22 protein-coding genes and 1 riboswitch are annotated in these 21262 nt (G+C 71.5%); of the genes, 7 read left to right on the forward strand and 15 right to left on the reverse strand.

What is annotated here, in order from left to right; translation table 11 throughout:
• Positions 1–14: 14 nt before the first annotated feature.
• Both NOD94_RS23485 and NOD94_RS23490 read right to left on the reverse strand, forming a co-directional pair.
• Positions 15–359 (reverse strand): DUF1330 domain-containing protein, encoded by a 345-nt coding sequence (locus tag NOD94_RS23485; protein WP_281208042.1) that lies wholly within the window; start codon positions 357–359, stop codon positions 15–17.
• 97 nt (positions 360–456) lie between these two features.
• Positions 457–1500: a helix-turn-helix domain-containing protein gene (locus tag NOD94_RS23490; RefSeq protein WP_281208080.1), complete on the reverse strand. Its 1044-nt coding sequence runs from the start codon at positions 1498–1500 to the stop codon at positions 457–459.
• A 156-nt stretch (positions 1501–1656) separates the two neighbouring features.
• Here NOD94_RS23490 and NOD94_RS23495 point away from each other — a divergent pair, with 156 nt between their 5' ends.
• Positions 1657–2580, forward strand: a complete 924-nt coding sequence (locus NOD94_RS23495; protein ID WP_281208043.1) for an NADP-dependent oxidoreductase — start codon at positions 1657–1659, stop codon at positions 2578–2580.
• A gap of 53 nt (positions 2581–2633) precedes the next feature.
• Here NOD94_RS23495 and mnmA read toward each other — a convergent pair whose 3' ends face one another.
• The gene (gene mnmA, locus NOD94_RS23500; protein WP_281208044.1) at positions 2634–3764 is read right to left on the reverse strand and encodes a tRNA 2-thiouridine(34) synthase MnmA; all 1131 of its coding nucleotides are present in this window, start codon (positions 3762–3764) and stop codon (positions 2634–2636) included.
• Positions 3765–3832: 68 nt separating this feature from the next.
• On the opposite strand from mnmA, the gene NOD94_RS23505 reads away from it, so the two are divergent.
• A complete protein-coding gene (locus tag NOD94_RS23505) occupies positions 3833–4504 on the forward strand; it encodes an N-acetylmuramoyl-L-alanine amidase (protein WP_281208045.1) in 672 nt (223 codons plus the stop codon).
• 80 nt (positions 4505–4584) lie between these two features.
• Positions 4585–4818, forward strand: coding sequence for a hypothetical protein (locus NOD94_RS23510; protein ID WP_281208046.1), 234 nt, complete (start codon positions 4585–4587; stop codon positions 4816–4818).
• A gap of 362 nt (positions 4819–5180) precedes the next feature.
• Here NOD94_RS23510 and NOD94_RS23515 read toward each other — a convergent pair whose 3' ends face one another.
• The 11 genes from NOD94_RS23515 to NOD94_RS23565 form a co-directional block, all read right to left on the reverse strand.
• Positions 5181–6344, reverse strand: coding sequence for a cysteine desulfurase family protein (locus NOD94_RS23515; protein ID WP_281208047.1), 1164 nt, complete (start codon positions 6342–6344; stop codon positions 5181–5183).
• Between the two features lie 91 nt (positions 6345–6435).
• Positions 6436–7287 carry a thioesterase family protein gene (locus tag NOD94_RS23520; protein ID WP_281208048.1) on the reverse strand — a complete coding sequence of 284 codons (852 nt, stop codon included), beginning with the start codon at positions 7285–7287 and terminating at the stop codon, positions 6436–6438.
• Positions 7288–7366: 79 nt separating this feature from the next.
• Positions 7367–8023, reverse strand: coding sequence for a trimeric intracellular cation channel family protein (locus tag NOD94_RS23525; protein ID WP_281208049.1), 657 nt, complete (start codon positions 8021–8023; stop codon positions 7367–7369).
• Positions 8024–8108: 85 nt separating this feature from the next.
• The gene (locus NOD94_RS23530; protein ID WP_281208081.1) at positions 8109–9242 is read right to left on the reverse strand and encodes a dipeptide ABC transporter ATP-binding protein; all 1134 of its coding nucleotides are present in this window, start codon (positions 9240–9242) and stop codon (positions 8109–8111) included.
• 5 nt (positions 9243–9247) lie between these two features.
• The gene (locus NOD94_RS23535) at positions 9248–10255 is read right to left on the reverse strand and encodes an ABC transporter ATP-binding protein (RefSeq protein WP_281208082.1); all 1008 of its coding nucleotides are present in this window, start codon (positions 10253–10255) and stop codon (positions 9248–9250) included.
• Positions 10256–10353: 98 nt separating this feature from the next.
• Positions 10354–11355: an ABC transporter permease gene (locus tag NOD94_RS23540; protein WP_281208050.1), complete on the reverse strand. Its 1002-nt coding sequence runs from the start codon at positions 11353–11355 to the stop codon at positions 10354–10356.
• 145 nt (positions 11356–11500) lie between these two features.
• Positions 11501–13270, reverse strand: coding sequence for an ABC transporter substrate-binding protein (locus tag NOD94_RS23545; protein ID WP_281208083.1), 1770 nt, complete (start codon positions 13268–13270; stop codon positions 11501–11503).
• Positions 13271–13307: 37 nt separating this feature from the next.
• Positions 13308–14300, reverse strand: coding sequence for an ABC transporter permease (locus tag NOD94_RS23550; RefSeq protein ID WP_281208051.1), 993 nt, complete (start codon positions 14298–14300; stop codon positions 13308–13310).
• Positions 14301–14874: 574 nt separating this feature from the next.
• Entirely contained in the window at positions 14875–15615 is a 741-nt protein-coding gene (locus tag NOD94_RS23555; RefSeq protein WP_281208052.1) for an enhanced serine sensitivity protein SseB C-terminal domain-containing protein, read from the reverse strand.
• 56 nt (positions 15616–15671) lie between these two features.
• A complete protein-coding gene (locus NOD94_RS23560; protein WP_281208053.1) occupies positions 15672–16406 on the reverse strand; it encodes an enhanced serine sensitivity protein SseB in 735 nt (244 codons plus the stop codon).
• A 68-nt stretch (positions 16407–16474) separates the two neighbouring features.
• Positions 16475–17101, reverse strand: a complete 627-nt coding sequence (locus NOD94_RS23565) for an AAA family ATPase (RefSeq protein ID WP_281208084.1) — start codon at positions 17099–17101, stop codon at positions 16475–16477.
• Between the two features lie 236 nt (positions 17102–17337).
• A riboswitch (glycine riboswitch) is annotated at positions 17338–17442 on the forward strand.
• 186 nt (positions 17443–17628) lie between these two features.
• Between NOD94_RS23565 and gcvT the strand changes: the two genes are divergently transcribed.
• The 3 genes from gcvT (at position 17629) to glyA (ending at position 20524) form a co-directional block, all read left to right on the forward strand.
• A complete protein-coding gene (gene gcvT, locus NOD94_RS23570) occupies positions 17629–18744 on the forward strand; it encodes a glycine cleavage system aminomethyltransferase GcvT (RefSeq protein WP_281208054.1) in 1116 nt (371 codons plus the stop codon).
• A 122-nt stretch (positions 18745–18866) separates the two neighbouring features.
• Complete coding sequence (gene gcvH / locus NOD94_RS23575) at positions 18867–19250, forward strand: glycine cleavage system protein GcvH (RefSeq protein WP_281208055.1); 384 nt, start codon at positions 18867–18869, stop codon at positions 19248–19250.
• A gap of 17 nt (positions 19251–19267) precedes the next feature.
• Complete coding sequence (gene glyA / locus NOD94_RS23580) at positions 19268–20524, forward strand: serine hydroxymethyltransferase (protein ID WP_281208056.1); 1257 nt, start codon at positions 19268–19270, stop codon at positions 20522–20524.
• A gap of 254 nt (positions 20525–20778) precedes the next feature.
• Here glyA and NOD94_RS23585 read toward each other — a convergent pair whose 3' ends face one another.
• Positions 20779–21018 (reverse strand): hypothetical protein, encoded by a 240-nt coding sequence (locus tag NOD94_RS23585; protein ID WP_281208057.1) that lies wholly within the window; start codon positions 21016–21018, stop codon positions 20779–20781.
• On the opposite strand from NOD94_RS23585, the gene NOD94_RS23590 reads away from it, so the two are divergent.
• The gene (locus NOD94_RS23590) at positions 21017–21154 is read left to right on the forward strand and encodes a hypothetical protein (RefSeq protein WP_281208058.1); all 138 of its coding nucleotides are present in this window, start codon (positions 21017–21019) and stop codon (positions 21152–21154) included. The genes NOD94_RS23585 and NOD94_RS23590 overlap by 2 nt on opposite strands.
• Positions 21155–21262 lie beyond the last annotated feature (108 nt).

The raw sequence follows: 21262 nt of genomic DNA on the forward strand, positions 1-21262 counted from the left end.
GTGGTCCGACCGGGTCAGAGGCCGGCCTGGGCCCGCAGCGCGGCGGCCGTCCTGCGCGCGTCGTAGCCGGCGGGGACGCCCTCGACCAGGAACGCCTCGCCCGCGATGTGGGCGGTGCGCAGCGGCAGGATCTCCTGGTAGGCGGGCGAGGCGTACCAGGCGCGGGCCCGCTCGATGTCCGGGAAGCCGATCATGACGATGGTGCCGGGGAAGGGGCCTTCGAGGACCTCGACCTCCGCGCCGTGGACGAGGAACTGACCGCCGAAGGGCTCCATCGTCGACTGGATCTCCTCGATGTAGCGGAGGATGTCCTCGTTCACGGCCTCGGGACGTATGTGGGCGATGGCGTACGCGGTCATGGCGGTCTCCCCCGTCACGGGCCCGGGGTCCCCCGGGCCGTCGGGTTCCATCGTGCCCGAGGGGGTACCCCCCGGGTCGATGACCCGGCAGGTCATGTCAGGTCGCGGGGACGGCCGCCGCGGGGTGGGGCTCGGCGGGTCCGTGCGGCTGGAAGGTGCGGCGGTAGGCGATCGGGGAGACGCCGAGGGCGGAACGCATGTGCTGGCGCAGGGAGTTGGCGGAGCCGAAGCCGGCGCGGTGGGCGACGAGGTCGACCGGCAGGTCGCTGGACTCCAGCAACTGCCGCGCGATCTCCAGCCGTTGGGTGGTGAGCCACTGCACGGGGGTCATGCCGACCTCGTCGCGAAAGCGCCGGGTGAAGGTGCGCAGGCTCATCCGGGCGTGGGCGGCGAGTTCGGCGAGGGCGATGGGTTCGGCGAGGCGCTCCAGGGCCCACGCGCGGGTGGCCGTGGTGGTGGCGACGGTGGGTTCGGGGACGGGCCGGTCGATGTACTGGGCCTGCCCGCCGTCCCGCCACGGCGGTACGACGCACATCCGGGCGGCCCGGTTGGTGGTGGCGACGCCATGGTCGCGGCGGACCAGGTGCAGGCACAGGTCGACGCCGGCGGAGACCCCGGCGGAGGTCAGGATGTCGCCGTCGTCGACGAAGAGGACCTCCTCGTCGACGAGGACCCGGGGGTAGGCCCTGCGGAATTCGGGGGCGAGGTTCCAGTGGGTCGTCGCGGGGCGGCCGTCGAGGAGCCCGGCTGCGGCGAGGACGTAGGACCCGCTGCAGATGGAGACCAGGCGGGTGCCGGGGCGGATGCCGGCGATCGCCGCGGCCACCTCGGGCGGCAGCGGCCCCCCGAGGGCCAGCTCGGGCATGGCGTGGGTGGGCGGGATGATCACGGTGTCGGCGGCGGCCAGGGCCTCGGGGCCGGCGGCGGGCTGGATGGCGAATCCGGCGTCGCTCGTCACGGGTCCGCCGTCCGCGGTGCAGACGACGACCTCGTACAGGACGGCGCCGTTCTCGTCGACGGCGCTGCCGAAGACCCGGGAGGGGATCCCCAGCTCGAACGGCGGGAAGCCGGGCAGGGCGAGGACGGCGACCAGGTGGCGGTCGTCCGCGCCGCTCCGCCCCGCCGGTATCGCGGGTTCCATCGGGTCCGTACGCACCTCGCTCATGGCCAGATCCTGTCACATAGTGGCCGGACGGCCAATACCGTCGGGCCTCGCGGTGTCCGAATCTGGAACACGTCGCCGGGAAACGGAACGGCCCGGTACGGACACCAATCGGACGGAATGAGGCGGACAGACATGCGCGCGATGGTCGTGAACGAGTGGGGCGGTCCCGAGAACCTGGTCGAGCGGGAGATCGAGCGCCCGGAGCCCGGGCTGGGCGAGATCCTGGTCCGGGTCCACGCGGCCGGCGTGAACCCGGTCGACTGGAAGACCCGCGCGAGCGGCGGCCTGATCAGCTGGGGCGAGACCCCGATCGTGGGCTGGGACGTCTCCGGCACGGTCGAGGCTGCCGGCCCCGGCGTGACCCTCCACGGCGCGGGCGACGAGGTGTTCGGGATGCCGCTCTTCCCGCGGCAGGCCGGCGCGTACGCCGAGTACGTGGTGGCCCCGGCCCGGCACTTCGCCCGCAAGCCCGTCTCCCTGGACCACGTCCAGGCGGCGGCGCTGCCGCTGGCGGCGCTGACCGCCTGGCAGGCGCTGGTGGACACCGCCGGCGTCACGGCCGGGCAGCGGGTCCTGGTGCACGCGGCGGCGGGCGGCGTCGGCCACCTGGCGGTGCAGATCGCCAAGGCGCGCGGCGCGTACGTCATCGGCACGGCGAGCGCGGCCAAGCACGAGCTGCTGCGCGAGCTGGGCGCCGACGAGCTCATCGACTACCGGGAGCAGGACTTCACCGAGGCGGTCTCCGAGGTGGACGTGGTGATCGACGCCCTCGGCGACGGGACCGCGGAGCGCTCCCTGAAGGTCCTGAAGGCAGGCGGCCACCTGATCTCGCTGCCGGGCCCGGACTCCGTCCCGGCGGACGCCGGCGCCGCGCGGGCCGTGTGGATGCTGGTCGAGCCCGACCTGGGGGGCCTGGAGGGCATCGCCGCCCTGGCCGATCAGGGGCTGCTGAAGCCCCTGGTGGACACGGTGCTGCCGCTGGAGCAGGCCGCGAAGGCCCACGAGATCGGCGAACTGGGCCGCACCACCGGCAAGATCGTCCTGACGGTGGCCTGACCCGTGGGGCCCGCTCGGCCCGTGCGGCCCGCTACGGCCCGTACCGCGCCGCGTCAGACCGCGGCTGCGGCCCGGGTCGTGGTGGCGATGGTCGCGGAGCCGACCACGCGGGTGCCGTCGTAGAGCACGATCGCCTGGCCCGGGGCCACACCGCGGACCGGCTCGCTGAAGGCGACGCGCAGCTCGTCGTCCACGAGCTCGGCGAAGACCTCGGTCTCGCCGCCGTGGGCGCGCAGCTGCGCGGTGTAGGTGCCGGGGGCGGCGGCCGTGGAGCCGCACCAGCGGGGCCGGATCGCGGTGAGGGCGCTGACGTCGAGGGCCTCGACGGGGCCGACGGTGACGGTGTTGTTCACCGGCGAGATGTCGAGGACGTAGCGCGGCTTGCCGTCGGCGGCGGGGTGCCCGATGCGCAGGCCCTTGCGCTGGCCGATGGTGAAGCCGAAGGCGCCCTCGTGGGTGCCGACCTTCTCCCCGGTCTCGTCGACGATGTCGCCCTCGGCCTTGCCGAGGCGGTTCGCGAGGAAGCCCTGGGTGTCGCCGTCGGCGATGAAGCAGATGTCGTGGCTGTCGGGCTTCTTCGCGACGGCCAGGCCCCGCTCCTCGGCCTCGGCACGGATCTCTTCCTTGGTGGTGAGGGTGTCACCGAGCGGGAAGAGGGCGTGGGCGAGCTGCTTCTCGTCGAGCACGCCGAGGACGTACGACTGGTCCTTGGCCATGTCGGAGGCGCGGTGCAGCTCGCGGGAGCCGTCCTCGTTGAGGACGACGGTGGCGTAGTGGCCGGTGCAGACGGCGTCGAAGCCGAGGGCGAGGGCCTTGTCGAGCAGCGCCGCGAACTTGATCTTCTCGTTGCAGCGCAGGCAGGGGTTCGGCGTGCGCCCGGCCTCGTACTCGGAGATGAAGTCCTCGACGACGTCCTCGCGGAAGCGCTCGGCGAGGTCCCACACGTAGAACGGGATGCCGATGACGTCGGCGGCGCGACGGGCGTCCCGGGAGTCCTCGATGGTGCAACAGCCGCGGGCCCCGGTCCGGAAGGACTGCGGGTTCGCGGAGAGCGCCAGGTGGACGCCGGTGACGTCGTGCCCGGCTTCGACCGCGCGGGCGGCGGCGACGGCGGAGTCCACGCCGCCGGACATGGCGGCCAGGACGCGAAGGGGACGGGCGGTGCGCGGCAGGTTCTCAGTCATAGCACCGTCCAGAGTACGGGGAACCGAGCGGGGTCACAGCGCGTTATCGGCTGTGGGGGGTGGATCACATGACGGAGCAGGCGGACAAGGGCGGGAAACCACCGCGAAGGACCCGCAGGGCGGTGCTCTTCGGCGGCCTCGGCGTGCTCGCGGCGGCGGCGGTCGTCGGGCGCGAGGAGATCGGCCGGGCCTGGTGGCTGATGCCGGGGGTGTCCAAGCCCCGCAAGGAGGGCGAGCTCGATCACGTCGGCGCGAGCTGGACGGCGGCGTCGCCCGCGAACTGGCGGCTGGCCGACCGGCCGGACGACTACCGGGTGGACCGGATCGTCGTGCATGTCACACAGGGCGGCTTCGCCTCCTCGGTCGACGCGTTCAAGAACCCGTGGCACAAGGCGTCGGCGCACTACATCGTGCGCCAGGACGGGCACATCGAGCAGATGGTGCGCGAGCTGGACGTGGCCTACCACGCGGGCAACCGCTCGATGAACGAGCGCAGCGTCGGCATCGAGCACGTGGGCTTCGTGCACCGGCCGCAGGACTTCACGGACGCCATGTACGCGGCCTCGGCGAAGCTCGCGGCGGACGTCTGTCGTCGCTACGGGATACCCGTCGACCGCGAGCACATCGTGGGCCACTCCGAGGTGCCGGGCGCCGACCACACGGACCCGGGCCGCCACTGGGACTGGGACCGCTACATCCGCATGGTGCGCGAGGCGCTGGGCTCCGAGCCGCCCGGCTGAGTACGCGCACTCATGCGGTTGTCAGTCCGGGGGTGGAGGCTTGGCCTCTCGGACGGCATCTACGCGAGGGGCGCGGGGCAGTGGACTTCGAAGTCGCAGGCATGACGATCGGCACGGTCGGGACGGACGGCGACGACCGGGCGATCGAGTTCGCCGTCAGAGCGCCGGGCGGGCCCGAGCAGGCCCACTTCGCGATCCACCGCGACCACGACCAGGGCTGGGAGACCGCCCGCCTGACCGTCGACCCGCGGTCGGACGGCGTCCCGGTGGCGGCGGTCGAGTGGGCGGTGGAATTCGCCCGCGAGTACCTCTGACCGGAAGGCGGGCTCTCGCCGGCCGGTGCCGGTGGAGCCCGCGCCGGTGGAGCCCGCGCCGACGTGACGGGGTGTCGGTGGGACGGGGTGTCGGTGGGACGAGGTGTCGGTGGGACGCGTTGCCGCCCGCACACCCTCGCCCGCGGCCGTCCGTGGCGTCCGATCCCGCCGCACCGGTTGATCCTCCGGAGGGGACAGGCCCTGGTGCTGTGGCCGGGAAGGTTCGCCGGTTCGCGGTGTCCGGTGCGGTGCATCGCAAGGCGGAGGGCCGCGGCATGTACTGGACGTACTTCCGCGGTCCGACAACGCGGCGAGGTGCCGTGCCGGGCGCCGCGAACCGGTGGACCTTTCCGGTCACGGCACTAGCTGAGGCCCGCCGTGCGGGCCCGGGTCACCGCGGGGCCGATGGCTGCGGCGACCGCGGCGACGTCCTCCTTCGTGGAGGTGTGGCCGAGGGAGAACCGCAGCGTGCCGCGCGCCAGCTGCGGGTCGGTGCCCGTGGCCAGCAGGACGTGGCTGGGCTGGGCGACGCCGGCGGTGCAGGCGGAGCCGGTGGAGCACTCGATGCCCTGCGCGTCCAGGAGGAGCAGCAGGGAGTCCCCCTCGCAGCCGGGGAAGCTGAAGTGGGCGTTGGCCGGGAGCCGGTCCTCGGGGTCGCCGCCGAGGACGGCGTCGGGGACGGCCCGCAGCACGGCGCCGATCAGTTCGTCGCGCAGCGCGCCGACCTCCGCCGCGAACCGTTCCCGCCGCTCGGCGGCGAGTACGGCGGCCACCGCGAAGGCGGCGACGGCCGGTACGTCGAGGGTGCCGGAGCGGACGTGTCGTTCCTGTCCGCCGCCGTGGAGCACGGGGACGGGGCTCTGGTCGCGGCCGAGCAGCAGCGCGCCGATGCCGTACGGCCCGCCGATCTTGTGCGCGCTGACGGTCATGGCGGCGAGGCCGCTGTCACCGAAGCGGACGTCGAGCTGCCCGAAGGCCTGGACGGCGTCGGAGTGCAGGGGGATGCCGTACTCGCGGGCGATGCCGGCCAGTTCGCGGACCGGCATGACGGTGCCGATCTCGTTGTTGGCCCACATGACGGTGGCCAGGGCCACGTCGTCCGGGTCGCGTTCGACGGCTTCCCGGAAGGCCTCCGGCCGCACGCGCCCGTGCCGGTCGACGGGCAGGTACTCGACGCGCGCGCCCTCGTGCTCGGCGAGCCAGTGCACGGCGTCGAGGACGGCGTGGTGCTCGACGGGGCTGGCGAGGACCCGGGTCCGGGCGGGTTCGGCGTCGCGGCGGGCCCAGTACAGGCCCTTGACGGCGAGGTTGTCGGCCTCCGTGCCGCCGGAGGTGAACACCACCTCGCTCGGCCGGGCGCCGAGGGCTTCGGCGAGGGCCTCGCGGGCCTCCTCGACGGTGCGGCGGGCACGGCGGCCGGCGGCGTGGAGGGAGGACGCGTTACCCGTGGCGGCGAACTGCGCGGTCATCGCCGCAGCGGCCTCCGGCAGCATCGGGGTGGTGGCGGCGTGGTCGAGGTAGGCCATGATCCCCCGATTCTACGAGTCCCCCGGGTCCGGGATCCCCAGCGGGCGGGGGCAACCGAACGGCCCCCGCCGGTCCGCGCCGTCGGGACGGCTACCTCGGCGCCCGCGCGAGCTGCCGGGACTGGGCCACGAGCCGGTCCGCGGAGTCCCAGACCTCGGCGTCCTCCTCCAGGAAGCCGCCGGCCATGTTGCGGGTGGTGATGGAGACCCGCAGCGGCCCGGGGGCGGGACGGCAGCGGATGTGGGTGGTCAGTTCGACGGTCGGCGCCCAGCCGACCAGCCCGAGGTCGAAGGCGGTCGGCGGCAGCGCGTCCACCGCGAGGAGCAGCGAGAACGGGTCGGGGTCGCGGCCGTCGGCCAGTTCGAACCAGGCCCGCATCTCGCCCTTGCCGGAGGGTGCGCCGACGGCCCAGCCGGCGGTCGCCGGGTCCAGCCGCAACCGGAGGCGGTCGACGATGGCGGAGCTGCCGGGGATGGGGGCCGGGCCGGCCTCGGCGCCGAGGCAGTCCTCGTAGGCGGGGAAGGCGGGCGGCACGGCGGCGGTGTGCACGGCGTCGGGCAGCGCGGCGAGGTCGCCGTAGGAGGCGAGGACGCGGATGCGCTCGACCTCGGCGCCGTTCTCGTCGAACTGGAACAGGGAGGCCTGGCCGGTGGAGAGGGTGCGGCCGACGCGGACGACCTGGGTGCGGATGACGGCGGGGCCGGGCACCGAGGAGGTCAGGTAGTGCGCGGAGACGGTGAAGGGGTCCGGGTGCGGCAGGGCGGCGGACAGGGCACGGCCGACCAGGGCCAGCAGGTAGCCGCCGTTGACGGCGGTGATGATCGTCCAGCCGGCGGAGAGTTCCGCGTCGTACGCGCCGGGCTCGCCCGCGCGGGGGGAGATGCCGGTGTCGCGGTCGAATTCGCTGTCGCCGATGGAGGCCTGGGCCGCTGCGTATGCCATGGAACGACGGTACACCGGGAAGCTACTAAGCGGTAGCTTTTGATTTCACCCCCCGGCCCGCACGGCCCCACCACCCGCGCTACGGCTCCTCGGCCACCGACGAGCGCCGGTTCCAGGCCAGCGGCGCCCGCCAGTGGTAGCGCATGGCGAGCAGCCGCAGCACGAAGGTGGTGACGATCGCGAGGCCGGTCGTCACGGCGTTCAGCGTCTCGAAGGCGATGAAGAGCGCCACCATGGCCGCGCCCACGACGGCCGGCACCGCGTACATCTCCCGGTCGCGCAGCAGCGACGGCACCTCGTTGGCGAGGACGTCGCGCAGCACGCCACCACCGACCGCCGTGGCCAGGCCCAGGGCGGCGGACGCGGTCAGCCCGAGGCCGTACTCGTAGGCCTTGGTCGTGCCCGTCACGCAGAACAGGCCGAGGCCGGCGGCGTCGAACACGTTGATGGCCCGGTTGATGCGCTGGACCTCGGGATGCAGGAAGTACACGAGCGCGGCGGCGATCAGCGGCGTGACGAAGAAGCTCAGCTCCCCGAAGGCCGCGGGCGGCACGGCGCCGATGCACAGGTCGCGCAGCAGGCCGCCGCCGAGGGCGGTGACGAGGGCGAGCACGGCGATGCCGAAGACGTCGAAGTTCTTGCGCACGGCGAGCAGCGCGCCCGCGGTGGCGAAGACAAAAATGCCCGCGAGGTCCAGGGCGTGCTGGATGCCGGGCGGGAAGAGATCGTGGAGCACCCCGCCATTGTCGCCCGGAAACGGAGCGGGGCCCCCGGGACGTGTCCCGGGGGCCCCGCTCCATCGCTGGTGCCGGTCTCGTCCGCTACTCCGGGACCGACACCACCGCGTCCGCCGCGCCGGGCAGGGCCTTGTCGCCCGGAGCCTGGTCCGGGGCGTTCTCGGGGTGGTGGCAGGCGACCTGGTGGCCGGTGGCCAGTGACAGCATCGGCGGCTCCTGCGTCGTGCAGATCTGCGTGGCCTTCCAGCACCGGGTGTGGAAGCGGCAGCCGCTCGGCGGGGAGATCGGCGAGGGCACGTCGCCCTTGAGCAGGATGCGGCCGCTCTTCGCGCCGCGCCGCCGCGGGTCCGGCACCGGCACGGCCGACAGCAGCGCCTTGGTGTACGGGTGCATCGGGGTCTCGTAGAGCGACTTGCGGTCGGTCAGCTCCACGATCTTGCCGAGGTACATCACCGCGATGCGGTCCGAGACGTGCCGGATGACCGACAGGTCGTGCGCGATGATCACGTACGTGAGGCCGAGCTCCTCCTGGAGGTCGTCCAGCAGGTTGACCACCTGGGCCTGGATCGACACGTCCAGCGCGGACACCGGTTCGTCGGCGACGACCAGCTTCGGGTTCAGGGCCAGGGCCCGGGCGATGCCGATGCGCTGGCGCTGGCCGCCCGAGAACTCGTGCGGGTAGCGGTTGAAGTGCTCGGGGTTGAGGCCCACGAGCGACAGCAGCCGCTGCACCTCGGCCTTGAGCCCGCCCTCCGGGGAAACCCCCTGGAGCTTGAAGGGGGCTCCGACGATGGTGCCGACGGTGTGCCTCGGGTTCAGCGAGCCGTACGGGTCCTGGAAGATCATCTGCACGTCGCGGCGCAGCGGGCGCATCCCGGCGACCCCGAGGTGCGTGATGTCGCGCCCCTCGAACTCGACCGTGCCGCCCGTCGGCTCCAGCAGACGCGTGATCAGCCGGCCCATCGTGGACTTGCCGCAGCCGGACTCACCGACGACGCCGAGCGTCTCGCCGCGGCGGACGTCGAAGTCGATGCCGTCCACGGCCTTGACCGCCCCGGTCTGACGGCGCAGCAGCCCCTTGTTGATGGGGAAGTGCTTGACCAGCCCGGTCACCCTCAGCAGCGGCTCCGCGTCGGATCCCTCGGCGCCCGCCCGCGCGACGCGCCCGGCGGGGTCCTTCGCGGCGTTCGCGGCGCCCTTCGCGGCGTCCTTCTTCATGTCGGTCACAGCTTCGGCGCAATCTCTTCGGTCCAGATCCGGGTCCGCTCGTCCTGCGACATGTGGCAGGCGGACCAGTGCCGGCTGTCGTCCTGGACCAGCTCGGGCCGCTGGGTGCGGGTGATGCCGCCCTTGGGGACGTCGGCGTACGGGCAGCGCGGGTTGAAGGCGCAGCCGCTCGGGATGTTGATCAGGCTGGGGGGCGAACCCTTGACCGGGATGAGGCGCTCGGTCTGGTCGCGGTCGATGCGCGGCATCGAGCCGAGCAGGCCCCAGGTGTAGGGGTGCCGGGGCTCGTAGAAGACCTTCTCGGCGGTGCCGCGCTCGATGCACCGGCCGCCGTACATCACGAGGATCTCGTCGGCCATCTCGGCGACCACGCCCAGGTCGTGCGTGATCATGATGACCGCGGAGCCGAACTCCTTCTGCAGGTCGCGGATCAGGTCCAGGATCTGCGCCTGGACGGTGACGTCCAGGGCGGTGGTCGGCTCGTCCGCGATGAGCAGCTCGGGGTTGTTGACGAGCGCCATGGCGATCATCGCGCGCTGGCGCATGCCGCCGGAGAACTCGTGCGGGTACGCGTCCACGCGCCGGTGGGGCTCGGGGATGCCGACCCGGTCGAGCATCTCGACGGCCCGTTTGCGGGCGGTCTTCTTGTCGACCTTGTGGTGGGTGCGGTACGCCTCGACGATCTGGGCGCCGACCGTGTAGTACGGGTGCATCGCCGAGAGCGGGTCCTGGAAGACCATCGCCATCTTGCGGCCGCGGAGCTTGCGCACGTGGTCGGCGTCGGCGGCGACGAGGTCCTCGCCGTCGAGCCGGACCTCGCCGGAGATGTGCGGGCGGCTGCGGGCGTTGCCGGTGCGGTGCAGGCCCATGATGGCCAGCGAGGTCACCGACTTGCCGGAACCGGACTCGCCCACGATGCCGAGGGTCTTGCCGCGTTCCAGGTCGAAGGAGAGCCCGTCGACGGACTTGACGAGGCCGTCGTCGGTCGGGAAGTGCACCCGCAGGTCGCGTACGGAGAGGTACGCGCCGTCCCGCGGGCCGGCCTGTTCGGGGACGAAGGCGGGCCCGCCGGAGGCGGTGGGGGTGGAGGCGGGGGTCTCGGTCACGTCAGCCTCACGCGCGGGTCGATGACGGCGTACAGCAGGTCCACGATCAGGTTCGCCATGACCACGAAGAGCGCGGCGAGCAGGGTCACTCCCATGATCACGGGGAGGTCGCCGGCGCCGATGGCGGCCACGGCGGCCGTGCCCAGGCCCTGGAAGTTGAAGGTCGTCTCGGTGAGTACCGCGCCGCCGAGGAGTCCGCCGAGGTCGAGGCCGAACATGGTGACGATCGGGGTGAGCGTGGAGCGCAGGGCGTGCTTGCGGATGACCACGCCCTCCTTGAGGCCCTTGGCGCGGGCGGTGCGGATGTAGTCCTCGCCGAGCACTTCGAGCATGGTCGCCCGGGTGATGCGGGCGTAGGTCGCGGCGAAGAGGAAGGCCAGGGTGATCCAGGGCAGGATCAGGCTGTTGAGCCAGGCCAGTGGATCCTCGGTGAGTGGCTGGTAGTTGGAGACGTCCAGCCAGCCGAGGCCGTAGACGAAGATCGCGGGGGCCACCATGCCGGTGAAGAAGATCGGCAGGGAGACGCCGGCGAGGGCGCCGACCATGACGGTCCGGTCGATGGCCGTGCGGCGCTTGAGCGCGGAGACGACGCCCGTGGCCACACCGGCGATCACCCAGATCACGGCCGCCCCGAGGGCGAGCGAGAGGGTGACCGGCATGCGGTCGAGCATGGTCTCCCAGACGGGGGCCTCGGTCTTGAAGGAGTAACCGAAGCAGGGCGCCGCGCAGTGCGTGACATCCGTGCCGCCGTCGTAGTCGCGGCCGACGAAGATGCCCTTGAGGAAGAGCAGGTACTGCTCGGAGATGGGCTTGTCGAAGCCCATCTTCACGCGGATGCCCGCCAGGGCGGTCTCGTTGGTCTCGCGGCCGGCGTACATGAGCGCGGGATCGCTGCCGGTCAGCTTCGGGACCGCGAAGAAGATGCCGAAGGTGACCACGGAGACCACCAGCAGCGTGGCGGCGACGTTGAACAGCCGCCGTATGAGGTAGACGAGCACTGCAGTCGGCCGCCCGGGGCGGGTGGCCGCCGTCCCTCGTGGGGACGGCGGCCACCGCCTGCGGCCTTCACCTGCCCTTCGGACTAGCGCATGTGCGGTGAAGGCACTTACTTGCGTGCTGAGTTGCTTTGAACCTGGCCTGCGACTACTTGGCGGCGATGCCCACCGTGGCAAGGTCGATCTTGCCCATGGAGTCGTTGAAGTAGACGTTCGTCAGGCGCGGGTTGTGGTAGACGAAGGCCTTGTCGAAGTTGATCGGCAGGTAGAGCGCCTTCTCCATGACCTTCTTGTTGATCTCCGTGTAGAACGGAGCGGCGGCCTCGGGCGTGGCCGCGGAGGCGGCCTTGTCGAAGAGACCGTTGACCTCGGGGTCGTTCAGCTCGGTGTAGTTGTTGTTGCCGTTCGGCAGGATGAACGAGCCGTCGACCAGGGGCTGGAGGAAGCCGGCGCCGGAGTTGTAGTCGGCACCCCAACCCATGACGATGATGCCGTAGTTCTTCTTCTTCACGTTCTCGGGCGAACCGATCGTGGAGGAGGAGAGCTTGCCGTCGTACTGGTCGATCGTCGCCTTGATGCCGACCTTGGCGAGGGCCGCCTGCAGGGACTCCGCGCTCTTCACCTCGGGCGCGCGGTTGTTGCGCACGGCGATGGTGGTCTCGAAGCCGTCGGGCTTGCCACAGGCCTTGAGGGCCTCCTTGGCCTTGGCCTCCTGCGGCTCGCCCTTCGTCAGGCCGAACGGGTCGAAGGACTTGTCCGAGCCGGGGATGCCGGGCGGCAGCATGTTGGCGCCGAGGTCACCGCTGGTCGGGCCGCCGCGGGCGGTCTGCAGCGACTTCGGGTCGGCGGCGTAGATGACGGCCTTGCGGCACTCGACGTTGTCGAACGGCGCGACGGACTGCGGGAAGGCGAAGTAGCGGATGTAGCCCGTGAACGGGTTGTCCGCGTTCTTCTTGAGTTTCTCGTCCTTGAGGACCTTGTTCTTGCCGGCCTGCTGCATGCCCGTGCCGTCGACCGCGAGGTCGATGTCACCGGACAGCAGGCGCTGGTCCATGTCGTCCGGGTTCGTCGTCACCGTGAAGGAGACCTTGTCCGGCAGACCCTTGCGGATCGTGTCGGTCTTCGGGTCCCAGTTCTCGTTGCGGACGAAGGTGGCGCCCTTGCCCGCGGTGAAGCTCTCCACCTTGTAAGGGCCGGTGGACAGCGGCTTGTTGGTGTACGTGGCGCCCGTGTCCTTGGCCGCCGGGACCGGCGAGGAGGACGGCATGGCGAGCAGGTAGCTGAAGTCGGAGTTGGCGCTCGCCAGGTTGAAGACGACCGTCTTGTCGTCCGGCGTCTCGACCGACTTCAGACCCATCTTGTTCGGGTCGGTGTCCTTGTACGGGCCGGGGTACTTCTGACCCTGGTCGAGCAGGTCGATCAGGTACGTCGGACCACCGGACAGCACGTCCTGCGCGAAGACGCGCTCGATGCCGTACTTGATGTCCTTCGAGGTGACCGGCGTGCCGTCCTCGAACTTGACGCCGTCCTTGAGCTTGACGGTGTAGGTCTTGCCGTCGTTGCTGAGCACCGGCAGGGCCTCGGCGAGGTCCGGGACCAGCTTGGTGCCCGCCTCGCCCGGCTTGCTGTCGTACGCGAGCAGCTGGCGCACGTAGAGGCGCTGCATGTTCCACACGAAGCCGTAGTAGGCACGCGCCGGGTCGAGGTAGTCGACGTCCTGCGGCGACCAGAGCTTGAGCTCCCCGCCCTTGGCGTCCGACGGGTTCACGAGACCGGTGGTGGCCGCGTTGAACGCCGCTCCGCCGTCACCGCCCTTGCCCTCGGACTTCTTGCCGTCGCCGTCACCGCACGCGGCGGTCAGGGACAGGGCGGCGATCACGGCGGTGATCGCGAGTGCCTGCTTTCTGCGGATCACTATTGTCCAACCTCCATAGGTGGGTGAATCGAGAAGCGGTTCAGCTGCCCTTGGGGTCGAGTGCGTCACGCAGCCCGTCCCCGAAGAGGTTGAACGCCAGGACGGTGATGAAGATCGTGATACCCGGGACCACCATGTACATGGGGTCGTCCTGGTAGATGGGGATGGCGTCGGACAGCATCTTTCCCCAGGAGGCGGTGGGCGGCTTGACGCCGGCGCCGAGGAAGCTGAGGGCCGCTTCCGTCAGGATGTTGGTCGGGATGATCAGCGTCGCGTAGACGAGGATCGGCGCGACCAGGTTCGGCAGCAGCTCCTTGATCAGGATGTAGCCGCGGCCGGCGCCCAGGCTGCGGGCCGCCTCGACGTACTCGCGCTCCCTCAGGGAGATCGTCTGGCCGCGGACGATGCGGCCGATGTACGGCCACCCGAAGAAGCCGATGACGACGATCAGCACGCCCATGCGGACGCCGGAACCCTCGAAGCCCAGAAGGGAGTTGGGGACGACCGAGACCAGGGCGATGGTGAACAGCAGCTGCGGGAAGGCCAGCAGCAGGTCCATCAGGCGGCTGATGACGCCGTCCACCCAGCCGCCGAGGAAGCCCGCCAGCGCGCCGAGGAAGCTGCCGATGACGACCGAAACGAAGGCCGCGAGGAACGCGACGACCAACGAGATGCGGGCGCCGTAGACGATCCGGCTGAACACGTCGCGGCCGTTGGTCGGTTCGACGCCCAGCAGGAACTCGGAGCTCATACCGCCGAAGGAGCCGATCGGCGTGCCCAGGTCCGGGTCGATCATGTCCTCGTGGAACTCGTTGGGCGGGTGGCCCAACAGGCTCACGATCTGCGGTGCGAACACCGCGATCAGGATCAACAGGATCACGACCACGCCGCCGGTCAGCGCGACCTTGTCACGCTTGAGCCGCATCCAGGCGATGCGACCGGGCGAACGGCCTTCGATGGCTTTGGCAGGGACGTCGGCTACGGACACGGGTGCGGGTGTTTCCGCGCTCGTGTCGTGCAGTGGTGCCGTCATCGTGGTGGGGACCCCTCTCGGCCGACGGTAGCCGGCCCATGCCCGCCGCTGTGGCGGCGTTGGTGCGGAGTGGCGCTCGGAGTGCGTGGTACACGCAGAACGCGTGCGGAGTGCAGGGTGCGGAGCAGCTGAAGTGCGGAAAGTGCGGGAAGTGCCGTGCGGAACAACAAGCGAAGTCCACGTGCCGAACCGGGTCCCGCAGGACTGACCGGCTCTTGGGTGGGGAGTCTTCATCGGGCGCTCGACCAGCCGCCAGACCCGCAGATGAATGGATGCGCAACCGTGATCTGACGCATCGGTTCCCGTTATCCGGACTCCGCTGTCGGCTCAGCGGAGCAAGACCGGCCGTTCGGTACCTAACCGGACATCGCGCCCAACTCGCAGGAGGAGTGCGCCTATTGGGCGCCCATCAGGGATGAAATCCGGACAAGACGAAAGCCGCCGGGAACCGTGGTTCCCGGCGGCTCGAAGTCCGTCGAAGGGGTCCGTCCCAGAGTGCGGGCAGCTGCCCGAATCCCCTGTAGGTGACCTGGTGAAAGCCCTCCGGGAGCCTCCCGGCGGCCTCCGGCGCCCGCTAGTGGACCGCCGCCTGACCCTCCCGGTCGTAGAACGGACGGGTCTGCGCGCGCAGCCACATCGCCACCGGGTCGTGCTCGTCGGCCAGTGCGACGGTGCACACCGGCACCCCCTCGGGCACCGCCCCCACCGACTGCCGCATCATCTCCCGTACGGATTCCAGCGCGGGCGCGGAGGCGTCGTAGAGGTCGAGCCCGACCGCCAGGTACGCCGACCCCAGCGAGGGCTGCACCCAGGCGCGGCGCAGCGAACGCACGGCGGGCGTGCGGTGCGCGTGGCGGGTCAGCAGCCCGTAGAACTGCGGCAGCTCCAGGGAGGGCTCGGAGAGCCGCAGCGGGCCCGCCGGCATCCGGTCCAGACCGGTGGCGATCCTGCGCAGGTCGGCCCACGGCACGCCGAGGCCCCCGCCCTGGGCGTGCGGGTTGACCCACAGGCCCCAGCGGTCCGGGTAGAGGGCGCGGGCGATGTCCCGGCCGGTGACCACCTCGTAGCCGCGGTTCCAGCCGCTCGCGGCCAGTTCCTGCGGCGAGGTCACGCAGGGCGCGTAGCCGAGGCCCTCGACCTCCATGCCCCCGTACTGGGCGTCCGGTGAGCCCGGCTGCCCCTGCCACAGCAGCATCCACAGCCGGCCCTCCGCGAGGGCGTGCAGCAATGACTCGTAGCTCTCATAGCGCCCGGGAGTCACCTGGCGCAGCATGTGCTCGACCTGCCCGGCCGCGGCCGTGCCTGACGCACTCACCCGGTACCCCTCTTCGTCCGCCCGTCGTCCACACGTACCAACCAGCTTAAGCGGCGCTACGGGAGGTAGAAGGGGCGTACGCGCTCACGAATCCACTCCGTGACCGGGTCCTCGGCGGCGTCCAGCAGGATCAACTGCACGGTCCAGGGCACCGGTACGCGCGTGAGGGCCCGTCCGAGGGCCTCCAGCGGGGCGTCCCGGAACTCGGGATCCCATCCCACCAGCCGGACACCCACGTACAGCTCGGGGGCCCCGCCCTCCACGCTGGCCAGGCACCGGTGGGCGGCGGCGACCACTCCGGTACCGCGGAACTCCTCGGCGGCGGCGGCCAGGAAGTCGACCGGGTCCTCCTGCCAGTCGGGCTCGAAGAGCCGTACGCGGCCCCCGGTGGCCGGGCCGTCGAGCGGGTCCCGCCCGGCGCGGCACAACTCGGCGACGGCGGGCGGGGGCAGCGGCACCCCGACGGCCCCCTCCGGGTTCACGGCGATGCCGAGCTGCGGGGGCAGGCCGCGGGCGAACTCCACGGCCGGGGCGATCACGAAGTCCATGCCGGGGCCCGCGCAGAACCGGAACTGGGCCTCGGAGCTGTAGACCGGGACGTACGCCTCCCCGCCGATCAGCATGGTCGGCAGGCTGAGGCTGCCCTGCTCGGGGCCGCCGCCCTCGGGCAGCGGTACCCAGACCGGGCTGCGCCCGAGCGCCTCCAGGATCCGCTCCCCGGCGTCCGTCTGCCCGAGCGCCGCCCCGAGCACCTGCTCCAACTCGTTCGCCGGCCAGCCGCTGCCCTGCATGTACCCCTGCCCTCCGTGTGGCGCCGATGTGCTGCCGAGGCTATCGGCTGCGGGCGGGCCGGTCGGAGTCAGCCGTGGAACGCGATGGAGGTCACGGCGGCGGCCGAGCGGCGGTCGAGGAGCGTCGCCGAGGCGCAGCCGGCGGGCGGGCGCCCGGCCTCGGCCTCCCGGAGCAGTCGGCGGACGGCGCCGCGGTGGCGGGCGAAGGCGTACGCGGACACCCGGCGCCCCCGCGCCGCCTGCCCGGACAGGGCCTCCTCCGCGGTGGTGTCGAGCAGCAGCAGGTGCAGGGAGGCGCCCCGGCGGCGGGCCACGGAGGCGAGCAGGCCCCGTACCCAGCTCTGGGTGCCGCAGTCGTGGACCACTACGGAATCGCCGGAGCTGAGCTTGCGCCACAGCCCCAGGTAGTGGGTGGCGCGGACGAGCGGCCGGTACGCGGCGTAGGGCAGCGCGGCCGGCATCCGGCGCTCCCAGCGTTCGCGGGCGTCCTGGGAATCGATGCCGCCGCCCTCGGCGGCGCGCTTGATCAGTGTGCTCTTGCCGCCGCCGGGCAGCCCCGACACCACGACGATGTCCCCCGCCGGCCAGCCGAGCCGCTGCGGCCCGCGCACGGCGGATCCCCGCAGGTCACGGACCCGTCCGACGCCCTCGACGACGACGCGCGGATCCAGGCCCGCGCCCCGCTGGGCCGGCACCCCGTCGACCCCGGCGCCTCCGTCGACGGTTCCCGTCGTGGTGACCACTCCGAACCTCCGCACAGCGTCTCCCCCCGAAACGGGGCCGCATGAGCCCCATGCCCACTGAGTGTAAAGAGACGGTAATCCGGCGCACCCGGTTCCGCTCTCGGCTTTCTTCCGGGCCCCGCGGCCCGGTCCCGGACGTCCCGTGCAATGATGTGCGCCATCTGGACACCAACTGCATACCGGCCGCTTGAATCCGCGCGGGAGAGTCCCGGCAGGGCCGCAAGGCCGTGCCCGGGCGCCGAAGGAGCAAGTACCTCCCTTGAATCTCTCAGGCCCCGTACCGCGTGGATGAGGCAGATCTGAAAAGCGAGCCGCGACACGACCGTCCCCGACGGTCGTCGGAGCGTGCTCCACCCAAGGTGCAAACCGTGGAGTTGACCCGTACGCGCGGGAACTCCCGGCGAACCTCTCAGGTTCCGATGACAGATGGGGAGGATCGTCCTCGTCATGTCATGCCCTGGGACCCGGGAGCCACACCCATGAGCACTGCCCCCCGCCTGACCGCGCTCGACGCGCTGCACCGTTCGCTCGGTGCGACCATGACCGATTTCGCGGGCTGGGACATGCCGCTGCGGTACGCCAGCGAGCGCGACGAGCACAACGCCGTGCGCACCCGCGCCGGCCTGTTCGACCTGTCCCACATGGGCGAGATCACCCTGACCGGCCCCGAGGCCGTCAAGGTGCTGGACTACGCCCTGGTCGGCAACATCTCGACCGTCGGCGTCGGCCGCGCCCGCTACACGCACATCTGTCAGGAGGACGGCGGGATCCTCGACGACCTGATCGTCTACCGCCTGGGCGAGACCGAGTTCATGGTCGTCGCGAACGCCTCCAACGCCCAGGTCGTGCTGGACGCGATCACCGAGCGCGCCGCCGGCTTCGACGCCGAGGTCCGTGACGACCGTGACGCGTACGCGCTGATCGCCGTGCAGGGCCCGGAGTCCCCCGGCATCCTGAAGTCCCTCACGGACGCCGACCTGGACGGTCTGAAGTACTACGCGGGCCTGCCGGGCACCGTCGCGGGCGTGCCCGCGCTGATCGCGCGCACCGGCTACACCGGCGAGGACGGCTTCGAGCTGTTCGTCTCCCCCGAGCACGCCGTGGAGCTGTGGCAGGCGCTGACCGGGGCGGGCGCGGGCGTCGGCCTGGTGCCGGCCGGTCTGTCCTGCCGCGACACCCTGCGCCTGGAGGCGGGCATGCCGCTGTACGGGCACGAGCTGACCACCTCCCTCACCCCGTTCGACGCGGGTCTGGGCCGGGTCGTGAAGTTCGAGAAGGAGGGCGACTTCGTCGGCCGCGCCGCGCTGGAGGCCGCCGCCGAGAAGGCCGCCGCGAACCCGCCGCGCAAGCTGGTCGGCCTGATCGCCGAGGGTCGCCGCGTCCCGCGCGCCGGTTTCCCCGTCGTCGCCGACGGCAAGGTCATCGGCGAGGTCACCTCGGGCGCCCCGTCCCCGACGCTCGGCAAGCCGATCGCGATGGCGTACGTCGACGCGGCGCACGCCGCACCCGGCACCTCCGGCGTGGGCGTCGACATTCGCGGTACGCATGAGCCGTACGAGGTCGTGGCCCTGCCGTTCTACAAGCGGCAGAAGTAGTCCCGCACACGGCATCGCGGCACGGACAGCCGTACGGGCACCCGTACGGCGCCGTCTCGTACCGTCTCAGTAACCAAGACCGCTGTTCGTATCCACTCCCCCGCATCCAGGAGAATCAGGTCATGAGCAACCCCCAGCAGCTGCGTTACACCAAGGAGCACGAGTGGCTGTCGGACGCCGTGGACGGCGTCGCGACGGTCGGCATCACGGAGTTCGCGGCCAACGCGCTCGGTGACGTCGTCTACGCCCAGCTCCCCGCGGTCGGCGACACCGTCACCGAGGGCGAGACCTGTGGCGAGCTGGAGTCGACCAAGTCGGTCAGCGACCTGTACTCCCCCGTCTCCGGCGAGGTCGTCGAGGCCAACCAGGACGTCGTGGACGACCCGGCCCTCGTGAACACGGCCCCGTTCGAGGGTGGCTGGCTGTTCAAGGTGCGCCTCTCGGACGAGCCCAAGGACGTGCTCTCGGCCGAGGAGTACGCCGCGCTCACCCACTCCGACAACTGACACCCCAGGGGATCTCGATGTCCGTACTGAACACGCCCCTCCACGAGCTCGACCCCGACGTCGCCGCAGCCGTCGACGCCGAACTCGTGCGCCAGCAGTCCACCCTGGAAATGATCGCGTCGGAGAACTTCGCTCCCGTCGCGGTCATGGAGGCCCAGGGCTCGGTCCTGACCAACAAGTACGCCGAGGGCTACCCCGGCCGCCGCTACTACGGCGGTTGCGAGCACGTCGACGTCGTCGAGCAGATCGCGATCGACCGGATCAAGGCGCTCTTCGGCGCCGAGGCCGCGAACGTGCAGCCGCACTCCGGTGCGCAGGCGAACGCCGCCGCGATGTTCGCGCTGCTGAAGCCGGGCGACACGATCATGGGCCTGAACCTGGCCCACGGCGGTCACCTGACCCACGGCATGAAGATCAACTTCTCCGGCAAGCTCTACAACGTGGTCCCGTACCACGTGGACGAGACCGGCGAGGTCGACATGGCCGAGGTCGAGCGCCTCGCCAAGGAGTCCAAGCCGCAGCTGATCGTCGCCGGCTGGTCCGCCTACCCGCGCCAGCTGGACTTCGCCGCCTTCCGCCGCATCGCGGACGAGGTCGGCGCGTACCTGATGGTCGACATGGCGCACTTCGCCGGCCTGGTCGCCGCGGGCCTGCACCCGAACCCGGTGCCGCACGCCCACGTCGTCACCACCACCACGCACAAGACCCTCGGCGGTCCCCGCGGCGGTGTCATCCTGTCGACGCAGGAGCTGGCCAAGAAGATCAACTCCGCGGTCTTCCCCGGTCAGCAGGGCGGCCCGCTGGAGCACGTGATCGCGGCCAAGGCCGTCTCCTTCAAGATCGCGGCCTCGGAGGACTTCAAGGAGCGCCAGGTGCGCACCCTGGAGGGCGCGCGGATCCTCGCCGCCCGCCTGGTCCAGGACGACGTCAAGGCCGTGGGCGTGGACGTCCTCACCGGCGGCACCGACGTGCACCTGGTGCTGGTGGACCTGCGCGACTCGGAGCTCGACGGCCAGCAGGCCGAGGACCGCCTCCACGAGGTCGGCATCACGGTCAACCGGAACGCCATCCCGAACGACCCGCGGCCGCCGATGGTGACCTCGGGCCTGCGGATCGGCACGCCGGCCCTCGCCACCCGCGGTTTCGACGCCGAGGCGTTCACCGAGGTCGCCGAGATCATCGCGCAGGCGCTGAAGCCGGAGTACGACGCGGCGGACCTGAAGGCGCGCGTCTCGGCGCTCGCCGCGAAGTTCCCGCTGTACCCGTCGCTGTAGCCGACGGACGGGGGCCCGGCCGTGTTTTCCACAGGGCCGGGCCCTTCTCATGACCAATGTCCTCGGCGGATGCCGCCCATCGCCTCTTAAACGTTCAAAAAGTGGCAAATAGGCTCGCAACAAAGACAGCACGCGGCATCCCCGTCAGGACGGACACCCTCCCCATGGACCAAGCCCGGCCTGCCCCGCCCCTTCCGGCTGCCCGCCGCGAAGGTCCTCTGTCCGCTCACCTTCGTCTTCGCCGCCTGCGCCCTCTACTGGTCGAAGTGGCCGAACACCGGCATCGTCACCGCGCTGACCCTGCCGGCCGCCCCGATCGCCGCCCTCGTCCTCTCCCGCAAGGGCGAACGTAACCTCTCCCGCCAGTTCGCCCCGGCCTGGTGGATCGTCTTCTTCCTCGGAGCCCTGTCCCTGCTGTCCTGGCTCGGCTCCACCGACTTCGGCGGCCGGGGCACCATCCCGGGCGGGCTGGACATCGCCCTCGTCGCGGCCATGGCCCTCGTCACGTACTTCTGGGCCGTGACCGCCGGCGTCAAGGCCCACCGGGCGGGCCTGCCGGGCCCGGACCCGGTGCTGGACGGCTCCGCCGCCCCGGCGCCGGAACCGGAACGCGAGCCGGTGCACGCCTGACCGCCACGTCCGGCAGCCGAGGCGTTCACCTCCACGGGTTACGCTCGTCTGCCGGACAAAATCCGCAGATCCGCCCCTTTGATCACGACACCCCTCCGATCGCCCCAC

The sequence above is a fragment of the Streptomyces sp. Isolate_45 genome (genome assembly GCF_024721315.2).
Classification (GTDB): domain Bacteria; phylum Actinomycetota; class Actinomycetes; order Streptomycetales; family Streptomycetaceae; genus Streptomyces.

Bases quoted from the DNA above. Each gene is read 5' to 3' on its own strand.
- NOD94_RS23485 (WP_281208042.1), bottom strand. From the start codon at position 359: ATGACCGCGTACGCCATCGCCCACATACGTCCCGAGGCCGTGAACGAG.
- NOD94_RS23490 (WP_281208080.1), bottom strand. From the start codon at position 1,500: ATGGAACCCGCGATACCGGCGGGGCGGAGCGGCGCGGACGACCGCCAC.
- NOD94_RS23495 (WP_281208043.1), top strand. From the start codon at position 1,657: ATGCGCGCGATGGTCGTGAACGAGTGGGGCGGTCCCGAGAACCTGGTC.
- mnmA (WP_281208044.1), bottom strand. From the start codon at position 3,764: ATGACTGAGAACCTGCCGCGCACCGCCCGTCCCCTTCGCGTCCTGGCC.
- NOD94_RS23505 (WP_281208045.1), top strand. From the start codon at position 3,833: ATGACGGAGCAGGCGGACAAGGGCGGGAAACCACCGCGAAGGACCCGC.
- NOD94_RS23515 (WP_281208047.1), bottom strand. From the start codon at position 6,344: ATGGCCTACCTCGACCACGCCGCCACCACCCCGATGCTGCCGGAGGCC.
- NOD94_RS23520 (WP_281208048.1), bottom strand. From the start codon at position 7,287: ATGGCATACGCAGCGGCCCAGGCCTCCATCGGCGACAGCGAATTCGAC.
- NOD94_RS23530 (WP_281208081.1), bottom strand. From the start codon at position 9,242: ATGAAGAAGGACGCCGCGAAGGGCGCCGCGAACGCCGCGAAGGACCCC.
- NOD94_RS23550 (WP_281208051.1), bottom strand. From the start codon at position 14,300: ATGACGGCACCACTGCACGACACGAGCGCGGAAACACCCGCACCCGTG.
- NOD94_RS23560 (WP_281208053.1), bottom strand. From the start codon at position 16,406: ATGCAGGGCAGCGGCTGGCCGGCGAACGAGTTGGAGCAGGTGCTCGGG.
- gcvT (WP_281208054.1), top strand. From the start codon at position 17,629: ATGAGCACTGCCCCCCGCCTGACCGCGCTCGACGCGCTGCACCGTTCG.
- gcvH (WP_281208055.1), top strand. From the start codon at position 18,867: ATGAGCAACCCCCAGCAGCTGCGTTACACCAAGGAGCACGAGTGGCTG.
- glyA (WP_281208056.1), top strand. From the start codon at position 19,268: ATGTCCGTACTGAACACGCCCCTCCACGAGCTCGACCCCGACGTCGCC.
- NOD94_RS23590 (WP_281208058.1), top strand. From the start codon at position 21,017: ATGGCCCTCGTCACGTACTTCTGGGCCGTGACCGCCGGCGTCAAGGCC.
- NOD94_RS23585 (WP_281208057.1), bottom strand. From the start codon at position 21,018: ATGGCCGCGACGAGGGCGATGTCCAGCCCGCCCGGGATGGTGCCCCGG.